Below are 16,418 nucleotides of genomic sequence, written 5' to 3' on the forward strand. Positions count from 1 at the left end.
TTCCGATGATTGCCGGACCCTGGACCGCATTGCGGTCCGGGGTCTTTTTCATTCGCGCGGTGCGCATATTCGCCCGGGCTTAACCGCTTGTTTGGGCTTGCGCTCTAAGCTCTTCCCTGACGTCAAGCGAGGGAAGTCATCGTCCTTTGGACACCGGCCTGTTGATAGCGCTGCTCAATCCGACGATCGCGCTGGCCCTCGGCGCGGCCTTCTTCGTGCTATGGGTCCATCAGCGCCACCGCCCCTATCTCGCCGTGCTGGCCATGAGCTATTGTTTCTCGGCGGCCGGCTTCCTGCTCCAGTATTTCACCTTGCCGATCGGCATGTTGCCGACCAAGCTGGTGTCCAACATCTGCTTCACCCTTGCCGCCTGCTGCCTGTCCGGCGCCATCGTCGCCCGCTATGGCCGCAAGGTCCCCTATGTGGCGATCGGCATCCTGGGCGGCGGCGGGCTGGCGTCGCTGTGCTGGTTCCTGTTCGTCGCGCCGGATCTCACCTGGCGCATCCTGTCGATGAATTTCGCCTTCGGCGGCATCAGCCTTCTGGTCGCCGCCGAACTGCGGCCGGTGCGCCGCAACGGCCCGACCGAAAACATCCTGTTCGTGCTGGCGCTGCTGTCGGGGCTGAACTTCTTCGTGCGCACCCTTGCCGTCGTCATCGCGCACGGGCCGTTCACCAGCTATGACGGGTTCTACGGCTCGTCGTACTGGACGACGGCGCTGCTGTCGCAGGCGCTGCTGTCGCTGCTGATCGCGCTTTGCCTGTTTACCGCCGCAGCCCTCGACGTGATGAAGGCGCTGAAGGCCGAAACGCACACCGATCCGCTGTCGGGCCTGCTCAACCGGCGCGGCTTCGAGGAGCGCGCGGACCAGCTCCTGCTACACTGTGCGATGGCCAGGTTTCCGGTGGCGCTGGTGCTGGCCGACCTCGATCATTTCAAGGCGCTCAACGATGTGCACGGGCATGCCGCCGGCGATCGGGTGATCGCCGATTTCGCCGCCAAGCTCCGGGCGGCCACTGGCGCGCGCGGCGCCGCCGGGCGCATCGGCGGCGAGGAGTTCGCGGTTCTCTTGCCCTTGAGCGATCTGGCGGCCGCGCGGCTGTTCGCCGAGGCAGTCCGTACGCTCTACTCCGCAGGCGTCGTCGACGGGCTGCCCCCTGGCACCAAGGTCACCGCCAGTTTCGGCGTGGCGGCCCGCAGCGGCGACGAAGCGCTGGAGCCCCTGATGCGCCGTGCCGACGAGGCGCTTTACAAGGCCAAGAAAAACGGCCGCGACAGCGTGCGCCTCTCCTACGAACGGCCCGAAATGGTGTTCGCGCCGGAGCCGTCCAGGACCGGCTGACATCCGCATATTTTAGCGCACGTTAACGTCTTTTTCGCCCGTCGATGCTTAGCTGAGGCACGGTGTGCGAGAAGAGATGAGCGGCGCGAACTTCATCCTGTTGATCAACCTGTCGGTTGCCGGCCTGCTGGCGGCATCGTTCATGGCGGTGGCGTTCCACGATGTCGGCCGCGCCCCGGCGCGCTGGTTTGCCTTTGGCTATGTCCTGGGCATGGCCTATTCGGCGATCGAATTCAGCATTCCCGTCTTCACCGATGCCCGGATCCCGGTGGTCACCGCCTTTGCGGTCTTCCTTGGCGCCACTATCGCCTTCAATGCCGGACTGGCCCGCAAATACGGCGTGGCGCCGCCATGGCCGCCGATGCTGTTCTTCCTGGTCGCCGCCACCATCGCCGTCTACTTCGTCCAGGACCTGCCGCGCCAGTCGCTGGCCCGCATGATGGCCTACCAGCTCCCCTATGCCGTCATGCAATTCGTCGGCCTGGCCATCGTCTGGTCGTCCAGGCAAAGGCGTGGCCGGCTCGATCGCATCCTCATGGCCGTGCTCGCCGCCAGCGCTGTGCAGTTTGCGTCAAAGCCGTTCATCGCGCATGCGCTCGGTGGCTGGGGCGCCAATCCGCAGGCCTATCTGCAGAGCAACTACGCGCTGGTGTCGCAATCGCTCGGCACCGTCTTTGCCCTGGCGCTGGCGCTGCTGATACTGGCCATCCTGGTTCTTGAGGTGCTGGTTGAAGTGACGTCGCGGTCGGAGACCGATACGCTGTCGGGGCTGCTCAATCGCGGTGCCTTCACGCGCCAGGCCGAGCAGGCATTGCTCGGCGCCGTGCGGCAAGGCGTTCCGGTCACGCTGGTCATCGCCGATCTCGACCATTTCAAAGGCATCAACGACAATTTCGGCCATGCCTCCGGCGACCGGGTGATCGAGACCTTTGCCGGTTTCCTGCGCGAGGCCGCCGCCGGGCACCATGTCGCGGGCCGCATCGGCGGCGAGGAATTCGCCATCATCCTGCCGGGGACCAACCTTGCCGCCGCCCGGCTGTTCGCCGAGGGTACGCGCAGCGCGTTCGGCACGCTGCCCATCGACGGGCTGCCGGCTGACATCAGTTGCACGGCGAGTTTCGGGGTTGCCGAACTTCATCCCAGCGAGACCATCGCCGATCTCATGCGGCGCGCGGACGAGGCGCTTTATCTGGCGAAGAATGCCGGGCGCGACTGCGTGCGTGTCTCGGCCGGACCGGGAGGCGAGTGGTCGTCCAGCGCAATCGTCATGAGCTCTAGATCAGGATGATCTCTGGACAAACGGGAGCCCGTTTGTCCGAGAAAACCGGTTCCCACTTTTCGGGATCATGCTCTAGCGGCAAGGGCTGAGTTCGGGCATTTCGCCGTCGGACAGGCCGTACATGTAGCTGCGGCCTTTGACGAAGACCGGCGGCCGGTAGCAATCGCTGTAGCCCGAAATCTCGTCGGCTTCGTTCTGGTAGATCACCTTGGGCTGGCCGGCGCTGGTGTAGTCGGACAGCTGCTTGGCGAGCTTGCCTTCGCCGACGATGATGCGCTTGTAGCCGGCGGCGCTTTCGATGACGAGATTGCCGAAGGAATCGGCGTAGACGCGATCCTGATGACGCGCGCCGGCAAGTGCGGGTGCAGCCAGCCCGGCGACCGTGGCCGCCAAGATGAGCGCCGCAAGGCGCGATCTGCCAAAGTTAGAACGCATGGCGTCCTCCTGATGGTTGGAGAAGAGCCTCCTCGAATCAGAAATTAACCTTTTATTAACCTTTGTTAAGAGGCCGGCGCGTTGCGCGGCGATGTCTCGTCAAACATGGTTAATATCCGACCGGAGGAAAAACCCGGCGGCCATCATTCGGCCATGCTTGGCCGCACCATCGCGGCCGGCTCCGAATGCGACAGCGGTGGGTGCCCTTGATCTTGGCAAAGCATCGCGGCTAGCTTGTCGCATGGGAGGACAGCATATGGCGTTACGCCGGACGGTTTGGGTGTCCGTTTTCCCGTTGCTCGGCGTCGTCGCTGCCTGTGTGCCGCAGGATAGCGCGCCAAAGGCGGCCAATACCATCCTGCCCGCGCCGGCTCAGCAGGCCATCGCAGCCGGGGCGCCCCCGGCATCCGCGCCTCCAGCACCGGCAACCAAGATCACCACCGATCTCACCGCGCCGCGATCCACCGTGGGTACAGCGACCTATGGATGCGGCAATGGCAGTGCGATCACCATTCAGAATCTGGGCTCGTCGTTGCGTGTGATCGAGCCGGGTGGCGCGACCGAAGAGTTTGTTGCGTCGCCCGCCAACCAATCCAGCCGCTACCAGGAGGCCGCCACGCATAACGCAATCGTGATCGACGGGCGTGAGGCGCTGGTGATGAAGCGGGGCTCGACGCCGCAGACCTGCAAGCGATAGTTCGAATCTCAACACAGCCGAGCCTGGACCAGATATGCTGCACTGCAGCGATATCGAGCCGGCTGCCGGTCATCAGTCGCTAATCGATTGAAGCCCGCGCCTGCCCTTTTGTCAGACTAAATGACGTTTCCAAAACGATTTTCCGGCTTTGACGCGGTGCAAAAAGAGCATTAGAAACCGGCTGTCCGAAGTCGCAACCGGAAGCGGCGATGCCGCATTTTCACCTGCGGTTCCTGAGACGCCGAACCTGGGGGAGCCATGAGCAAATCACCAGCCACCCGCGAATTCGCCAGACGTGAACGGCCGCTCTCGCCGCATCTGTCGATCTACCGGCCGCCGATCACGATGACGATGTCGATCATCCATCGCATCACCGGCGGGGCGCTTTATTTCGGCACGCTGCTGGTCGCCGTCTGGCTGATGGCTGCGGCAAGCTCGCAGGCGACCTTCGATTTGGTCAACTGGGCTTTCGGCACCTGGCTCGGCCGGCTCATCCTGTTCGGTTACACCTGGGCGCTGATGCATCATATGCTCGGCGGGGTGCGCCACCTGGTCTGGGACACCGGCGCCGGCCTTCAGAAGCACACCGCCTCAAAAATCGCCTGGGCGACGCTGGCCGGCTCGATCCTGCTCACACTGCTGATCTGGGCTGCCGGCTATATGGCGCGGGGAGCCTGATCATGAGCACCGGAAAGAGCGACATGCGCACGCCGCTAGCCAAGGTCCGCGGCCTGGGTTCGGCCCGCGAAGGCACCGGGCATTTCTGGCGCCAGCGCCTCACCGCTATCGCCAACATCCCGCTGACGCTGTTCTTCGTCGGGTTCCTGATCGCGCTCAACGGCGCCGGCTATGCGGAAGTGCGCGCGGCACTCGCCAATCCGTTCGTGGCGCTGGTGCTGGCCCTGGTGCTCATCTCCGGCCTTATCCATATGCGGCTCGGCATGCAGGTGATCATCGAAGACTACGTGCATGGCGAAGGCATGAAGCTGGCGCTGATCGCCCTCAACACATTTTTCACCATAGCGGTTGGCGTCGCCTCGATCTTCGCCCTGCTTAAACTGGCATTCGGAGGCTGAGTTGGCCAAAGACGCGAAATCGGCCAACACGGCAGGCTACACCTTTGTCGACCACAAATTCGACGTGGTGGTCGTCGGCGCCGGCGGTGCCGGTCTGCGCGCCACGCTCGGCATGGCCGAACAGGGCCTGCGCACCGCCTGTATAACCAAAGTGTTCCCGACCCGCTCGCACACGGTGGCCGCGCAAGGCGGCATCGCCGCGTCGCTGTCCAATATGGGCCCCGATTCCTGGCAGTGGCACATGTACGACACCGTCAAGGGCTCGGACTGGCTGGGCGACGTCGACGCCATGGAGTACCTGGTGCGCGAAGCGCCGGCGGCGGTCTACGAGCTCGAGCATTACGGCGTGCCGTTCTCGCGCACCGACGAGGGCAAGATTTACCAGCGGCCATTCGGCGGCCACATGATGAATTACGGCGAAGGTCCACCCGTGCAGCGCACCTGCGCCGCCGCCGACCGCACCGGCCACGCCATCCTGCACACGCTCTACGGCCAGTCGCTGAAGAACAACGCGCAATTCTTCATCGAGTATTTCGCGCTCGACCTGATCATGGAGCCGGACGGCACCTGCACCGGCGTCGTCGCCTGGAATCTCGATGACGGCACCATCCACCGCTTCTCGGCCAAGATGGTGGTGCTGGCGACCGGCGGCTATGGCCGCGCCTATTTCTCGGCGACCTCGGCGCACACCTGCACCGGCGACGGTGGCGGCATGGCAGCGCGGGCCGGCTTCCCATTGCAGGACATGGAGTTCGTGCAGTTCCACCCGACCGGCATCTATGGCGCCGGCTGCCTGATCACCGAAGGCGCGCGCGGCGAGGGCGGCTATCTCGTCAATTCCGAGGGCGAGCGCTTCATGGAGCGCTACGCACCGTCGGCCAAGGACCTTGCCTCGCGCGACGTCGTCTCGCGCTGCATGACGCTGGAGATCCGCGAGGGCCGTGGCGTCGGCAAGAAGAAGGACCATATTTTTCTCCACCTCGATCATCTCGATCCGGCGGTCTTGCACGAAAGGCTCCCGGGCATCTCGGAATCAGCAAAAATCTTCGCCGGCGTCGACCTGACCAAGGAGCCGATCCCGGTGCTGCCGACGGTGCACTACAATATGGGCGGCGTGCCGACCAACTATTGGGGCGAGGTGCTGAGCCCGACATCGGAGAACCCGGACCGGATGTCGCCCGGGCTGATGGCGGTCGGCGAGGCCGGCTGCGCCTCGGTGCATGGCGCCAACCGGCTGGGCTCGAACTCGCTGATCGATCTGGTGGTGTTCGGGCGCGCCGCGGCGATCCGCGCCGGCCAGGTCATCGACCGCAAGTCGGCGATCCCTTCGCCCAACGAAGCCTCGGTCAAGAAGATCATGGACCGCTTCGACGGGTTGCGCCACGCCAATGGCTCGACGCCGACCGCGGTGCTGCGCGAGAAGATGCAGAAGGCGATGCAGGAAGACGCCGCCGTGTTCCGCACGCAGGAATCGCTGGAAAACGGCTGCAAGCGCATTTCGCAGATTTGGGGCGAGCTCAAGGACATCAAGGTCTCCGACCGCTCGATGATCTGGAATTCCGACCTGGTCGAGACGCTGGAGCTGGAAAACCTGATGGCCAACGCCATCACCACCGTCTACAGCGCCGAGGCACGCAAGGAGAGCCGCGGCGCGCATGCGCGGGAAGACTTTTCCGCGCGCGACGATGCCACCTGGCGCAAGCACACGCTGGCCAGGCTGAGCGAGGACGGCAAGGTGACGCTGAGCTACCGGCCGGTGCACACCGAGCCGCTGTTGGCGGAAAAGGACGGTGGCATCAGCCTCGCCAAGATCGCGCCCAAGGCGCGGGTGTATTGACGATGGCGCTGGCGGGCTCAGGCTATTCCGGCACGCCTCTTCCGGCCAAGCTCGGCCTGAAGGACGGCATGACTGCCGCCTTCATTGCGCTGCCAGCGGAACTCGACGGCTTGGTTGGCGCCGTGGCTTTTGCCGAGGTCGACCGGCTGGCCGAATGGTCTGACATTTCGGGCAGCCGTCAAAGATACGACGCCGTCCACGCCTTCACCCGGCAGCGCGCCGAGATCGAGGATCGCCTCGGCGATGTCGAGGCGGCGATCAAGCGCAACGGCATGGTCTGGGTGTCCTGGCCGAAGAAGGCATCGAAAGTGCCGACCGATGTCACCGAGGGTGTTGTCCGCACGGAAGCGCTGAAGCGCGACCTCGTCGACGTCAAGGTCGCCGCCGTCAATGAAATCTGGTCCGGGCTGAAGCTCGTCATCCGAAAGGACCTGAGGTAATGGTCGAACTGACGCTCCCCAAGAACTCGCAGATCAAAGCGGGAAAAACCTGGCCGAAGCCGGAAGACGCGACTAATCTCCGCGAATACCGCATTTACCGCTGGTCGCCGGACGATGACGAGAATCCGCGCATCGATACCTATTTCGTTGACATGGACGATTGCGGGCCGATGGTGCTCGACGCGCTGCTGTGGATCAAGAACAAGATCGACCCGACGCTGACCTTGCGCCGCTCCTGCCGCGAAGGCATTTGCGGCTCCTGCGCCATGAACATCGACGGCTCCAACACGCTGGCCTGCACCAAGGGCTGCGACGACATTTCCGGCGCGGTCAAAGTCTATCCGCTGCCGCATATGCAGGTGGTCAAGGACCTCGTGCCCGACCTCACCAATTTCTACGCCCAGCACGCCTCGATCGAGCCTTGGCTGAAGACGGTGTCGCCGCAGCCGGCCAAGGAATGGCTGCAGAGCCATGAAGACCGCGAGAAGCTCGACGGGCTCTACGAATGCATATTGTGCGCCTGCTGTTCGACCTCGTGCCCGAGCTACTGGTGGAACGGCGACCGTTATCTCGGCCCAGCAACTTTGTTGCAGGCCTATCGCTGGCTGATCGACAGCCGCGACGAGGCCAAGGGCGAGCGGCTCGACAATCTCGAAGACCCGTTCCGGCTCTACCGCTGCCACACCATCATGAACTGCGCGCAGACCTGTCCGAAGGGCCTCAACCCGGCCAAGGCGATCGCGGAGATCAAGAAGATGATGGTGGAGCGGCGGGTTTAGGCCCTGCATGGAGCCGCTGCCTGCGGACTTTTCGCCGGACGCCGTCGCGGCACTCCGCGCGCGCCTCGATCTGGTGCGAAGCCAGGGTGTAAAAATCCTGTTCGCCATCGAAAGCGGCAGTCGCGCCTGGGGCTTCCCGTCGCCCGACAGCGACTATGACTGCCGTTTTGTCTATATCAGGCCTGTGTCGGATCATCTCGTGTTGCAACAGCCGCGCGACGTGATCGAGTTCCCGATCGAAGGCGAGATCGATGCCGGTGGCTGGGATTTGCGCAAGGCCTTGCTGCTGGCGCTCGGCGGCAATGCGGTCATCGTCGAGTGGACAAAGTCACCAATCGTCTATGAGCAAGTCGTGGGATTTCGCGCACGCCTTCTCGACCTGCTGGCCGAGATCGTCGATCCGGCAAAGGTCTCGCACCATTATCTCGGCCTGGCGCGCTCGCATGTCGCCAAGATCGGCAGTTTTTCCGGCGAGGTTAAGCTGAAGAAGCCCGCCTGGTCGAGCGCAAAAGCCAGACGCGGGAGATGGGGTCTGGTCTCATCCCAACCGCAATCGCGCACTATCTCGAAGCGCGCTATGGTCACCACGAAATGAACCTCGCCGCCACGGTCAGGGATGAGGCCCGCCAGGCGCGCAACCATGCCTTTGCAATCGATTTTTGCCGCCGGGAGGCTGAACAAATTTCATGAGCGAAGACCTGCCCATCCTCTCCCCGATCGAAGCGCGCGTGCTTGGCTGCCTGATCGAGAAGAAGGAGCTGACGCCGGATGTCTACCCGCTGACGCTCAACGCAGCCCTTGCCGCAGCCAACCAGAAGACGGCGCGCGAGCCGGTGATGGCGCTGGAGCAGACAGAGGTGCACCGGGGTCTGAAGCTGCTCGAGCAGAAGGGGCTGGTGCGGCAGATGTTCGGCTCGCGCGTCGAGCGCTACGAGCATCAGATGGCGCAGCGCTTCTCGCTGACCACGCCGCAGACCGCCTTGCTCGGCCTGCTCTTGTTGCGCGGGCCGCAGACGGCGCATGAGCTCCTGGCGCGAGCCGAGCGCATGGCGCGGTTTGCGTCGATCGAGGACCTGCGCGCTGAACTCGACATGCTGATCGGCCGCCGCCCGCCGCTGATCCAGGAAGTCCCGCGCGGGCCAGGCCAGCGCGAGGACCGCTACGTGCATCTTCTCGCTGGCGCGGTGGATGTTGCAGCGCTATCGGCGCAACGCAGCGCGCCGGCCATGCCTCACTCCGACCTGGAAGCGAGAGTGGAGGCGCTGGAGCAGGAAGTCGCCGCACTACGTGCCCGGCTTGACGCGCTGGGCGGTTGAGGCCGCCAGCAATCCAGATATAGCTGCTCAGAGGCGCGGTTGTCCGTCATGAAACCGCCGGCCCGAAGGCCGGCGTTTGTCACTTCAGGTCACCTTGCTCAGCCGAGCCTGGCGTCGAGCGACACCTTGATCGCGCCGAGCGCCTTGGAGACGGGGCATTCGGCCTTGGCCTTCTCGGCCAATTCCTTGAACTTCGCCGCATCGATGCCGGGCACCTTGCCGACCAACGTGATGGCGCTGCCGGTGATGCCGGTGCCGGGAACCAGTGTCACCACGGCCTTGGCGTCGAGTTCGGCCGCGGGCGTGCCGTTCTCGGCCAGGAAGTGCGAAAGCTGCATGGCGTAGCAGCCGGCATGCGCGGCGGCGATCAGCTCTTCCGGATTGGTGCCGGACTTGCCGCTTTCATCCTCGAAGCGCGCCTTGAACGAATAGGGCGTGCCCTTGAGCGTCCCGCTCTGGCTGTCGAGCGTGCCTTTGCCTTCTTTCAGATTGCCTTTCCAGACGGCGGTTGCGATGCGGTCCATGAAGTCCTCCTTGGTTGCCGTGACTTGGGGTTGCCGTGACTTGGGGTTGCCGTGACTTGGGGTTGTCGTGAACTTAGGGTTGTCGTGAACTTGGCCTGGGTGAGCCCGGCGTCCGCTCAACTATAGCGCGGGCGGGCGCGAAGACCACTGCGCTGTTTCGACCACGGCGCGATGACGGTTCATTCCTTGCGGGAAAATATCTGGCCTTGCGGAAAAATATTTAGGCTCTCCGGAAAAATATTCGGGCAAAAAATGTCGACTTCCATCCGGCCCGGCCGTCCTGCGGGCGGCCATGGTTTTCGTGGCCGGATGGAGGTTCACATGGACAATCTGTTTTTCGCACTGTGGAAGAGCCCAGGCGATAGAGCCGGGCGGCAGGAAGACTTCTGGCTGGATTCGCCGGCACCCGTCTTCGGCAGGCTTCTGGCGGCTGTTGCCATCATCGGTGTCGCGGCATGGCTTCTCGACCACGCGGCCGCGGTCGACGGCAAGGCTGACACGCTCGTCACCGCATCTTATGGTTCATCGCAGCAAGGGAGCTGGAAATGAAATATGTCTGCCTGGTCTATGGCGAGGAGAAAGACCTCTATGCGCTGACCCCCGATCAGGGGGCCAAGCTCGACGCCGATTCGCTGGCCTATGACAGGTCGCTGGACCTAGAGGGCAAGCTGATCATCGCACAGGCGCTGCAATCGGTGAGGACGTCGAAGTCGGTGCAACGGCGCGAGGGCAAGCGCCTTGTCACCGACGGCCCCTTCGCCGAAACCAAGGAGCAACTGCTTGGCTTCGTGATGGTCGAGGCCGACACTCTCGACGAAGCGCTGGACATCGCCGCCGGCATTCCGCTGGCCGAACTCGGCACGATCGAGGTGCGGGCGATCTACGACATACCAGGGTCATAGGCGGCGCTGGCCTGGGCGGTCGGGACCGGCAAATCGGCCCGTTTAATGGCCTGAGTGTCACCAGCCGCAAATTGAATTTTCCTGGCCGCAGGCAACTCTTGCGTGTTGAAGCAACGCGGCAGTTCTCCTATCGTCGCGCGGATTGCTGGGGGATGTCGACATGCCTTTCCTGATTGCTGTCCTTGGCGTGCTCGGAGCGGCGGCGTTCTGGTGGTACCGGATGAAGGCCATGAACGACGCCGCGCGCGAGGTCGCCGATGTCGTCGGGCGCGTGCAAGGCAACATCAGGCGCAAGAAGCTGCGCAAGCAGGCGGCGCTTTCGCCGCTGACGGCGATCGACGATCCGGTGGTCGCCGCCGCGACGCTGATCACATCGATCGTCTCCGAGAGCGGGCCGATCCTGCCGCAGCGCGAGGCCGTCATCCGCGCTGTCATTTCCGAGATCGCCGACAAGAAGAAGACCGACGAGGCGGTGATCTACGCCAAATGGGCGGCGTCACAGATCGACGACACCACGGTCGTCATCGACAAGCTGGCGCCTTTCCTGCGCGAGCGTCTTGACGTGGCCGAGCGCAACGATCTGCTGCAGATGGTCAATCGAGCCGCCCAGGGCGGCGAGAAGAAACTGGAGATCGCCGACCAGCGCATGCTGCGGCTGCGGCAAAAGCTGGGTTTCGAGGTGAATTAGGTGTGCTGATATTCAGGTAAGGCCGGCCTGCGAACGACGGCTTCCTGCGCTTCCATTGCTCACGTATTTTGAGTACGCCCCGCTCCGTTCTCAAAAACTACCGTTCTCGACACGGTGTCGGAATTGGGCGTCAGTTCAGCGCATTTCACGCCGACTCCCTCATTACGACCGGTATAAATTATCGGTCAGGTTGGTTGCCTCGAGGAGACTTTGCATGCGCGGTCATTGCTTATGTGGCGCTATTGCTTTTGAAGTCGATGGCCCGGCACAAGCCTGCGTGAGCTGTCATTGTGAAAGTTGCCGGCGGCAATGTTCTGCGCCGATGACAACCTACATTGGCGTCTTGGACAGCCGATGGCGATGGCTGGGCAGGCCGCCGAAGGTATTCAACTCTTCTCCCGGTGTGGAAAGAACATTTTGCGATCACTGTGGCTCGCCGCTGTCCTTCCGCTCAAAGAACATGTCCGGTGTCATGCATTTTTTTGCCGCAGCGATGCAGGAGCCGGAAAATTTTGCACCAACGCTGCATGTCGCTTTTGAGGAGAAGCTCCCTTGGTTGAAACTCGCCGACGGCCTGCCGACACGTGTCGGGCCTGACTATACGAAAGACTAGATCGCCTCGCCCTTCAACAGCCTCGGCGTGCCGGCCGACAGTCCCGACGCCTGCCGGATAAAAAATTCCTTCAAGCGCGGCATGCGCTCGACCAGGCCGAGGCCGATGTCGCGGACGGTGCGCAGCGGGGTGATGTCGTTGGAAAACAGCCGGTTCAGCACATCCGTCGTGATGCCCATCTGCACCGTGTCGAAACGGCGCCATTGCTGGTAGCGCTCAAGCACGTCGAGCGCGCCGATGTCCTGGCCGAGCCGGTCGGCCTCGACGATCACCTCGGCAAGTGCTGCCACATCCTTGAAGCCGAGGTTGAGGCCCTGTCCGGCGATCGGATGGATGCCGTGGGCGGCGTCGCCGGCAAGCGCCACGCGCGGTGCGACGAAGGCGCGCGCGATGGTGAGGCCAAGCGGCCAGGCGCGCGGTTTGTCGGCAACGCGGATCTCGCCGAGCTTCAGGCCGAAACGCTGTTCCAACTCATGCTCGAAGACGAGATCGTCGCCTTCGACGAGCGCCTTTGCATCTTCGGCGCGTTCGACCCACACGATCGACGAGCGGTTGGTGCCGTCCTTGTCGGGTTTCAGCGGCAAGGTGGCGAAGGGGCCGGCCGGCAAAAAGTGCTCTTCGGCGCGGCCATTGTGCGGGCGTTCATGCGCCACGGTGCAGACGATGCCGGACTGGCCGTAGTCCCACTTCACCGTCTTGATGCCGGCCATGTCGCGCAGCTTCGAATTGACGCCGTCGGCGGCGACCAGCAGCCGTGCGGTCAGCGCGGCACCGTCGGCCAGATGCACAGTGATGCTGGCGCCGTTGGTCTCAAAACCCTGCACCGCCACACCTTCGATGATGTCGATGCCGAGCGTTTCGGCCCTGGCGCGCAAGGCGCCGTTCAACGCCCTGTTGGCGACCATATGCGCAAACGGCTCGCCCGGCGCCACTTCGCCGCCGAAGGTCAGGAACACCGGGCGCACCGGATCGGCGCTGCGCGAATCGGTGATGATCATCTCGGTGATCGCCTGCGCCTGCGGCGCGATCTCGGCCCAGACGCCAAGCTGGTCGAGCATACGGCAGGCGGCCGCGGCAATGGCCGAGGCACGGCCGTCCTTTTGCCAGGCACCGGCGGGCGCGGCATCGACCAGCGCCACGGCAAGGTGGGGTCGCGCCTGTTTCAACGAAACGGCGGTGGCCAGCCCGACATAGCCGGCGCCGGCGACGAGGACATCGAGCCCGGATCTGATCTTGGCATCAGCCTTGCGTTCCATCGTGTTGGCTCCTTGCGCGCCGGCCCGGGCCTGCGCCCTTGACGGCTCGTTCTTCCTGTCGGAAACCGCCATAGCAATTTTGCGGCGAGGTCACAAAACATGACGGCGGCCATGGACGAGCTTCTGAGCATTCTCGACCTCGAGAGGCTGGAACACAATCTGTATCGTGGTCGCAGCCCCCAGGTGGAGTGGCAGCGCGTGTTCGGCGGCCAGACCATCGCCCAGGCGCTGGTGGCGGCGCAGCGAACGGTGGAGCCGGACCGCTTCGTGCATTCGCTGCACGGCTATTTCATGCGGCCGGGCGACATCAGGGTGCCGATCGTCTACGAGGTCGACCGCATCCGCGACGGCGGCTCCTTCACCACCCGTCGCGTGCTGGCGATCCAGCACGGCCAGGCGATCTTTTCTCTGGAAGCCTCGTTCCAGGTCGACGAGAAGGGGCTCGAACATCAGTTCGCGCTGCCCGATGACGTGCCGCCGCCGGAAGGGCTGCCGACGCAGCGGCAGCTGCTCGAAAGGGCCGAGCGGGTGCCGGAAGCGGTGCGCCGCTTCTGGGCGCGCGAGCGGCCGCTGGAGCTCAGGCCGGTCAATCTCCAGCACTATGAAAGCCGCGACAAGCTGCCGCCCCGGCAAAATGTCTGGATACGTCTTGCCGGGCCGGTTCCCGACGACCGCGCGCTGCAGTCGGTGCTGCTCGCCTACCTCTCCGACATGACATTGCTCGACACCTCGACCTTCGCGCATGGGCGTGGCCTGTTCGATCCCGACATCCAGGCGGCGAGCCTCGACCATTCGATGTGGTTCCACCGGCCGCATTCACTCGACGGCTGGCTGCTTTATGCGCAGGACAGTCCGTCGAGTTCGGGATCGCGCGGCTTCAGCCGCGGCACGCTCTATGCCCGCAACGGCACGCTGATCGCCTCGATGGCTCAGGAAGGCTTGATCCGGCTCAAGCGCTGAGCACTGCGAGTCTTGTTTGTGCAGAGTCTCTGGACAAACGAAAACCGTTTGTCCGAAAAGGCCAGGCTCCGCCTTTCGGCGCCGTGCGCAAAGCCGGCAAATTAGGCAAATTCGAAAAATTGCATAATTTTTGAGCATGTGGCGTGCCGAAGGTCTCGGCACCGGCTGGCCTCGGCCACTCCATTCCCTTTGTTTACAACAGGTTAACATGCTGCTTCGGCACTTGGCACGAAGCTTGAATTCTTGGGAGCACTCTCCGGCTCCTTGGGATCGGTGAAGGTGTGCAAACGCGGGGGACCGCAACAGCAAAGGGTGAAACCTTATGAAAATCGTGATGGCAATCATCAAGCCGTTCAAGCTGGACGAGGTACGCGAAGCGCTTACCGCCGTCGGCATCCAGGGCCTGACCGTCACCGAAGTCAAAGGCTACGGGCGTCAGAAGGGGCATACGGAAATCTATCGCGGGGCGGAATACGCGGTCAGTTTCCTGCCGAAGATCAAGATCGAGGTCGCGGTCAGTGCCGACACGGTCGACAAGGCCGTCGAAGCCATCACCGCCGCTGCCAAGACCGGCCAGATCGGCGACGGCAAGATCTTCGTTTTCGGCATCGATCAGGCGGTGCGCATCCGCACCGGCGAAACAGACACCGACGCACTCTGAGCGGCGAACACGTATTCCAATGGAGAGTTCAATGAACATACCTTCCACCTTGAAGACAACGGGACGCGTGGCGGCGCTGGGCTCGCTCGCTCTCGCTGCATTGGGCACGGTCTCCGCATTCGCGCAGACCGCGGCTCCCGCCGCTGCAGCGGCCGCTCCGGCAGCCGCGCCTACCCCGGTGCTCGATACCGGCAACACGGCCTGGATGCTGACTTCGACGGCGCTGGTGCTGATGATGACCATTCCGGGCCTGGCGCTGTTCTACGGCGGCATGGTGCGCAAGAAGAACGTGCTCGCCACCATCATGCAGAGCTTTGCCATCACCTGCCTGGTGACGGTGCTGTGGTTCATGTTCGGCTATTCGCTCGCCTTCACCACCAATGATTCCGCCAGCTTGAACAACTACATCGGCGGCTTCTCGAGATTCTTCCATCACGGCATCACCGTCTCGACGCTGTGGCTGCCAGGGGTCTCCAACATCCCTGAATTCGTCTTCTCGATGTTCCAGATGACCTTCGCCATAATCACGCCGGCCCTTATCGCCGGCGCCTTCGCCGAACGCATGAAGTTCTCGGCGCTGCTGCTCTTCATGGCGCTGTGGCTGGTGTTCGTCTATTGCCCGATCGCGCATTGGGTGTGGGGCGGCGGCTTCCTTGGCGCGGCCGGCGTGCTCGACTTCGCCGGCGGCACGGTCGTCCACATCAACGCCGGTGTCGCCGGTCTGGTCTGCGCGCTCGTTCTGGGCAAGCGTGAAGGCTACGGCACCACCAACATGGCGCCGCACAACCTGGTCTATTCGGTGATCGGCGCTTCGCTGCTGTGGGTCGGCTGGTTCGGCTTCAACGCCGGTTCGGAACTGGCGGCTGACGGCCTTGCCGGTGCAGCTATGCTCAACACCCAGGTCGCCACCGCCGCTGCGGCGCTCGCCTGGATGTTCGCCGAATGGATCGTCGCCAAGAAGCCCTCGGTGCTCGGCATCATCTCGGGTGCCGTCGCCGGCCTCGTCGCGGTGACGCCGGCTTCCGGCTTCGTCAACCCGACCGGCGCCTTCATCGTCGGTATTCTCGCCGGCGTCATCTGCTACCTCTCGGCGGTCAAGCTCAAGCATGCGCTCGGCTATGACGACTCGCTCGATGCCTTCGGCGTGCATGGTATCGGCGGCATCGTCGGCGCACTGCTCACCGGTGCACTCGCCGATCCGGCGATCAATGCGCTTGGCAAGGACGCTTCGGTCGGCAAGCAGCTCTATGGTATCGCCTTCACCATCCTGTGGACGGCGGTTGCCACCTTCGTGATCCTCTACATCGTCAAGGCGCTGGTCGGCCTGCGTCCGACGACCCAGGATGAGGTCGAGGGCCTCGACATCTCCCAGCATGGCGAAGTGGTGCCGTAAGGCCGCCTCGCCAACGGGGCCGGCGGAACCCTCCTCCCGCCGGCCCCAGATTTCCAGAGATCCCGTCGTGACGTTCTCGAAAGAGGCTCACGCATTGAGGCCCGGAGCGATCCGGGCCTCTTTTTTGGCTCATCCTGGCTGAGATCGGCTCTGCGCAATCACGTTCGCGTGAAAAAGATTTTCGAGGAAATATCTTGGCTCCGAACTGTGAATGCGATC

20 protein-coding genes are annotated in these 16,418 nt (G+C 63.7%); 17 read left to right on the forward strand and 3 right to left on the reverse strand.

All coding sequences use genetic code 11. From position 1 onward, the window contains the following. Positions 1-146 precede the first annotated feature (146 nt). Positions 147-1,343: a GGDEF domain-containing protein gene (locus HGP13_RS04865; protein WP_172222240.1), complete on the forward strand. Its 1,197-nt coding sequence runs from the start codon at positions 147-149 to the stop codon at positions 1,341-1,343. A gap of 76 nt (positions 1,344-1,419) precedes the next feature. Continuing rightward, complete coding sequence (locus HGP13_RS04870) at positions 1,420-2,631, forward strand: GGDEF domain-containing protein (RefSeq protein WP_172222243.1); 1,212 nt, start codon at positions 1,420-1,422, stop codon at positions 2,629-2,631. A gap of 63 nt (positions 2,632-2,694) precedes the next feature. On the opposite strand, the gene HGP13_RS04875 is transcribed toward HGP13_RS04870, so the two are convergent. Continuing rightward, positions 2,695-3,057, reverse strand: coding sequence for a hypothetical protein (locus HGP13_RS04875; RefSeq protein WP_172222245.1), 363 nt, complete (start codon positions 3,055-3,057; stop codon positions 2,695-2,697). A gap of 256 nt (positions 3,058-3,313) precedes the next feature. On the opposite strand from HGP13_RS04875, the gene HGP13_RS04880 reads away from it, so the two are divergent. The 8 genes from HGP13_RS04880 (at position 3,314) to HGP13_RS04915 (ending at position 9,202) form a co-directional block, all read left to right on the forward strand. Beyond that, positions 3,314-3,754 carry a hypothetical protein gene (locus HGP13_RS04880; protein ID WP_172222248.1) on the forward strand — a complete coding sequence of 147 codons (441 nt, stop codon included), beginning with the start codon at positions 3,314-3,316 and terminating at the stop codon, positions 3,752-3,754. 258 nt (positions 3,755-4,012) lie between these two features. Next, on the forward strand, positions 4,013-4,432 hold the full coding sequence (sdhC, locus tag HGP13_RS04885) for a succinate dehydrogenase, cytochrome b556 subunit (RefSeq protein WP_172222251.1): 420 nt from the start codon (positions 4,013-4,015) through the stop codon (positions 4,430-4,432). Between the two features lie 2 nt (positions 4,433-4,434). Beyond that, on the forward strand, positions 4,435-4,830 hold the full coding sequence (gene sdhD, locus HGP13_RS04890; protein ID WP_172222254.1) for a succinate dehydrogenase, hydrophobic membrane anchor protein: 396 nt from the start codon (positions 4,435-4,437) through the stop codon (positions 4,828-4,830). Position 4,831: 1 nt separating this feature from the next. Continuing rightward, positions 4,832-6,667, forward strand: a complete 1,836-nt coding sequence (gene sdhA, locus HGP13_RS04895) for a succinate dehydrogenase flavoprotein subunit (protein WP_172222256.1) — start codon at positions 4,832-4,834, stop codon at positions 6,665-6,667. A gap of 2 nt (positions 6,668-6,669) precedes the next feature. After that, a complete protein-coding gene (locus HGP13_RS04900) occupies positions 6,670-7,107 on the forward strand; it encodes a DUF3052 family protein (protein WP_172222259.1) in 438 nt (145 codons plus the stop codon). Next, the gene (locus HGP13_RS04905) at positions 7,107-7,886 is read left to right on the forward strand and encodes a succinate dehydrogenase iron-sulfur subunit (protein WP_172222262.1); all 780 of its coding nucleotides are present in this window, start codon (positions 7,107-7,109) and stop codon (positions 7,884-7,886) included. Before HGP13_RS04900 ends, HGP13_RS04905 begins: the two co-directional genes overlap by 1 nt. Before the next feature lie 7 nt (positions 7,887-7,893). After that, a complete protein-coding gene (locus HGP13_RS04910; RefSeq protein WP_246707283.1) occupies positions 7,894-8,481 on the forward strand; it encodes a nucleotidyltransferase domain-containing protein in 588 nt (195 codons plus the stop codon). 91 nt (positions 8,482-8,572) lie between these two features. Further along, positions 8,573-9,202, forward strand: coding sequence for a DUF480 domain-containing protein (locus HGP13_RS04915; RefSeq protein WP_172222265.1), 630 nt, complete (start codon positions 8,573-8,575; stop codon positions 9,200-9,202). Between the two features lie 98 nt (positions 9,203-9,300). Here the strand turns inward: HGP13_RS04915 and HGP13_RS04920 are convergent, their stop codons facing one another. Beyond that, the gene (locus HGP13_RS04920; protein WP_172222267.1) at positions 9,301-9,726 is read right to left on the reverse strand and encodes an OsmC family protein; all 426 of its coding nucleotides are present in this window, start codon (positions 9,724-9,726) and stop codon (positions 9,301-9,303) included. A gap of 171 nt (positions 9,727-9,897) precedes the next feature. Here HGP13_RS04920 and HGP13_RS37750 point away from each other — a divergent pair, with 171 nt between their 5' ends. The 4 genes from HGP13_RS37750 (at position 9,898) to HGP13_RS04940 (ending at position 11,929) form a co-directional block, all read left to right on the forward strand. Continuing rightward, entirely contained in the window at positions 9,898-10,275 is a 378-nt protein-coding gene (locus tag HGP13_RS37750; protein WP_246707284.1) for a hypothetical protein, read from the forward strand. Next, positions 10,272-10,628 (forward strand): YciI family protein, encoded by a 357-nt coding sequence (locus HGP13_RS04930; RefSeq protein ID WP_172222270.1) that lies wholly within the window; start codon positions 10,272-10,274, stop codon positions 10,626-10,628. Before HGP13_RS37750 ends, HGP13_RS04930 begins: the two co-directional genes overlap by 4 nt. A 160-nt stretch (positions 10,629-10,788) precedes the next feature. Continuing rightward, positions 10,789-11,316 carry a hypothetical protein gene (locus HGP13_RS04935; protein ID WP_172222273.1) on the forward strand — a complete coding sequence of 176 codons (528 nt, stop codon included), beginning with the start codon at positions 10,789-10,791 and terminating at the stop codon, positions 11,314-11,316. Between the two features lie 214 nt (positions 11,317-11,530). Further along, positions 11,531-11,929, forward strand: coding sequence for a GFA family protein (locus HGP13_RS04940; protein WP_172222275.1), 399 nt, complete (start codon positions 11,531-11,533; stop codon positions 11,927-11,929). Here the strand turns inward: HGP13_RS04940 and HGP13_RS04945 are convergent. Continuing rightward, complete coding sequence (locus tag HGP13_RS04945) at positions 11,926-13,185, reverse strand: ubiquinone biosynthesis hydroxylase (RefSeq protein ID WP_172222278.1); 1,260 nt, start codon at positions 13,183-13,185, stop codon at positions 11,926-11,928. The two genes, HGP13_RS04940 and HGP13_RS04945, sit on opposite strands and share 4 nt — an antisense overlap. Before the next feature lie 99 nt (positions 13,186-13,284). On the opposite strand from HGP13_RS04945, the gene tesB reads away from it, so the two are divergent. The 3 genes from tesB to HGP13_RS04960 all read left to right on the forward strand — a co-directional run bounded on the left by tesB (position 13,285) and on the right by HGP13_RS04960 (position 16,199). Next, complete coding sequence (gene tesB, locus HGP13_RS04950) at positions 13,285-14,145, forward strand: acyl-CoA thioesterase II (protein WP_172222280.1); 861 nt, start codon at positions 13,285-13,287, stop codon at positions 14,143-14,145. A gap of 322 nt (positions 14,146-14,467) precedes the next feature. Continuing rightward, positions 14,468-14,806, forward strand: coding sequence for a P-II family nitrogen regulator (locus HGP13_RS04955; protein WP_010912291.1), 339 nt, complete (start codon positions 14,468-14,470; stop codon positions 14,804-14,806). Positions 14,807-14,837: 31 nt separating this feature from the next. Continuing rightward, the gene (locus tag HGP13_RS04960; RefSeq protein ID WP_172222282.1) at positions 14,838-16,199 is read left to right on the forward strand and encodes an ammonium transporter; all 1,362 of its coding nucleotides are present in this window, start codon (positions 14,838-14,840) and stop codon (positions 16,197-16,199) included. Positions 16,200-16,418: the final 219 nt, after the last annotated feature.

The sequence above is a fragment of the Mesorhizobium sp. NZP2077 genome (assembly GCF_013170805.1).
Classification (GTDB): Bacteria; Pseudomonadota; Alphaproteobacteria; order Rhizobiales; family Rhizobiaceae; genus Mesorhizobium.

Bases quoted from the DNA above. Each gene is read 5' to 3' on its own strand.
- HGP13_RS04870 (WP_172222243.1), top strand. From the start codon at position 1,420: ATGAGCGGCGCGAACTTCATCCTGTTGATCAACCTGTCGGTTGCCGGC.
- HGP13_RS04875 (WP_172222245.1), bottom strand. From the start codon at position 3,057: ATGCGTTCTAACTTTGGCAGATCGCGCCTTGCGGCGCTCATCTTGGCG.
- HGP13_RS04880 (WP_172222248.1), top strand. From the start codon at position 3,314: ATGGCGTTACGCCGGACGGTTTGGGTGTCCGTTTTCCCGTTGCTCGGC.
- sdhC (WP_172222251.1), top strand. From the start codon at position 4,013: ATGAGCAAATCACCAGCCACCCGCGAATTCGCCAGACGTGAACGGCCG.
- sdhD (WP_172222254.1), top strand. From the start codon at position 4,435: ATGAGCACCGGAAAGAGCGACATGCGCACGCCGCTAGCCAAGGTCCGC.
- HGP13_RS04900 (WP_172222259.1), top strand. From the start codon at position 6,670: ATGGCGCTGGCGGGCTCAGGCTATTCCGGCACGCCTCTTCCGGCCAAG.
- HGP13_RS04905 (WP_172222262.1), top strand. From the start codon at position 7,107: ATGGTCGAACTGACGCTCCCCAAGAACTCGCAGATCAAAGCGGGAAAA.
- HGP13_RS04910 (WP_246707283.1), top strand. From the start codon at position 7,894: ATGGAGCCGCTGCCTGCGGACTTTTCGCCGGACGCCGTCGCGGCACTC.
- HGP13_RS04915 (WP_172222265.1), top strand. From the start codon at position 8,573: ATGAGCGAAGACCTGCCCATCCTCTCCCCGATCGAAGCGCGCGTGCTT.
- HGP13_RS04920 (WP_172222267.1), bottom strand. From the start codon at position 9,726: ATGGACCGCATCGCAACCGCCGTCTGGAAAGGCAATCTGAAAGAAGGC.
- HGP13_RS37750 (WP_246707284.1), top strand. From the start codon at position 9,898: ATGACGGTTCATTCCTTGCGGGAAAATATCTGGCCTTGCGGAAAAATA.
- HGP13_RS04930 (WP_172222270.1), top strand. From the start codon at position 10,272: ATGAAATATGTCTGCCTGGTCTATGGCGAGGAGAAAGACCTCTATGCG.
- HGP13_RS04935 (WP_172222273.1), top strand. From the start codon at position 10,789: ATGCCTTTCCTGATTGCTGTCCTTGGCGTGCTCGGAGCGGCGGCGTTC.
- HGP13_RS04940 (WP_172222275.1), top strand. From the start codon at position 11,531: ATGCGCGGTCATTGCTTATGTGGCGCTATTGCTTTTGAAGTCGATGGC.
- HGP13_RS04945 (WP_172222278.1), bottom strand. From the start codon at position 13,185: ATGGAACGCAAGGCTGATGCCAAGATCAGATCCGGGCTCGATGTCCTC.
- tesB (WP_172222280.1), top strand. From the start codon at position 13,285: ATGACGGCGGCCATGGACGAGCTTCTGAGCATTCTCGACCTCGAGAGG.
- HGP13_RS04955 (WP_010912291.1), top strand. From the start codon at position 14,468: ATGAAAATCGTGATGGCAATCATCAAGCCGTTCAAGCTGGACGAGGTA.
- HGP13_RS04960 (WP_172222282.1), top strand. From the start codon at position 14,838: ATGAACATACCTTCCACCTTGAAGACAACGGGACGCGTGGCGGCGCTG.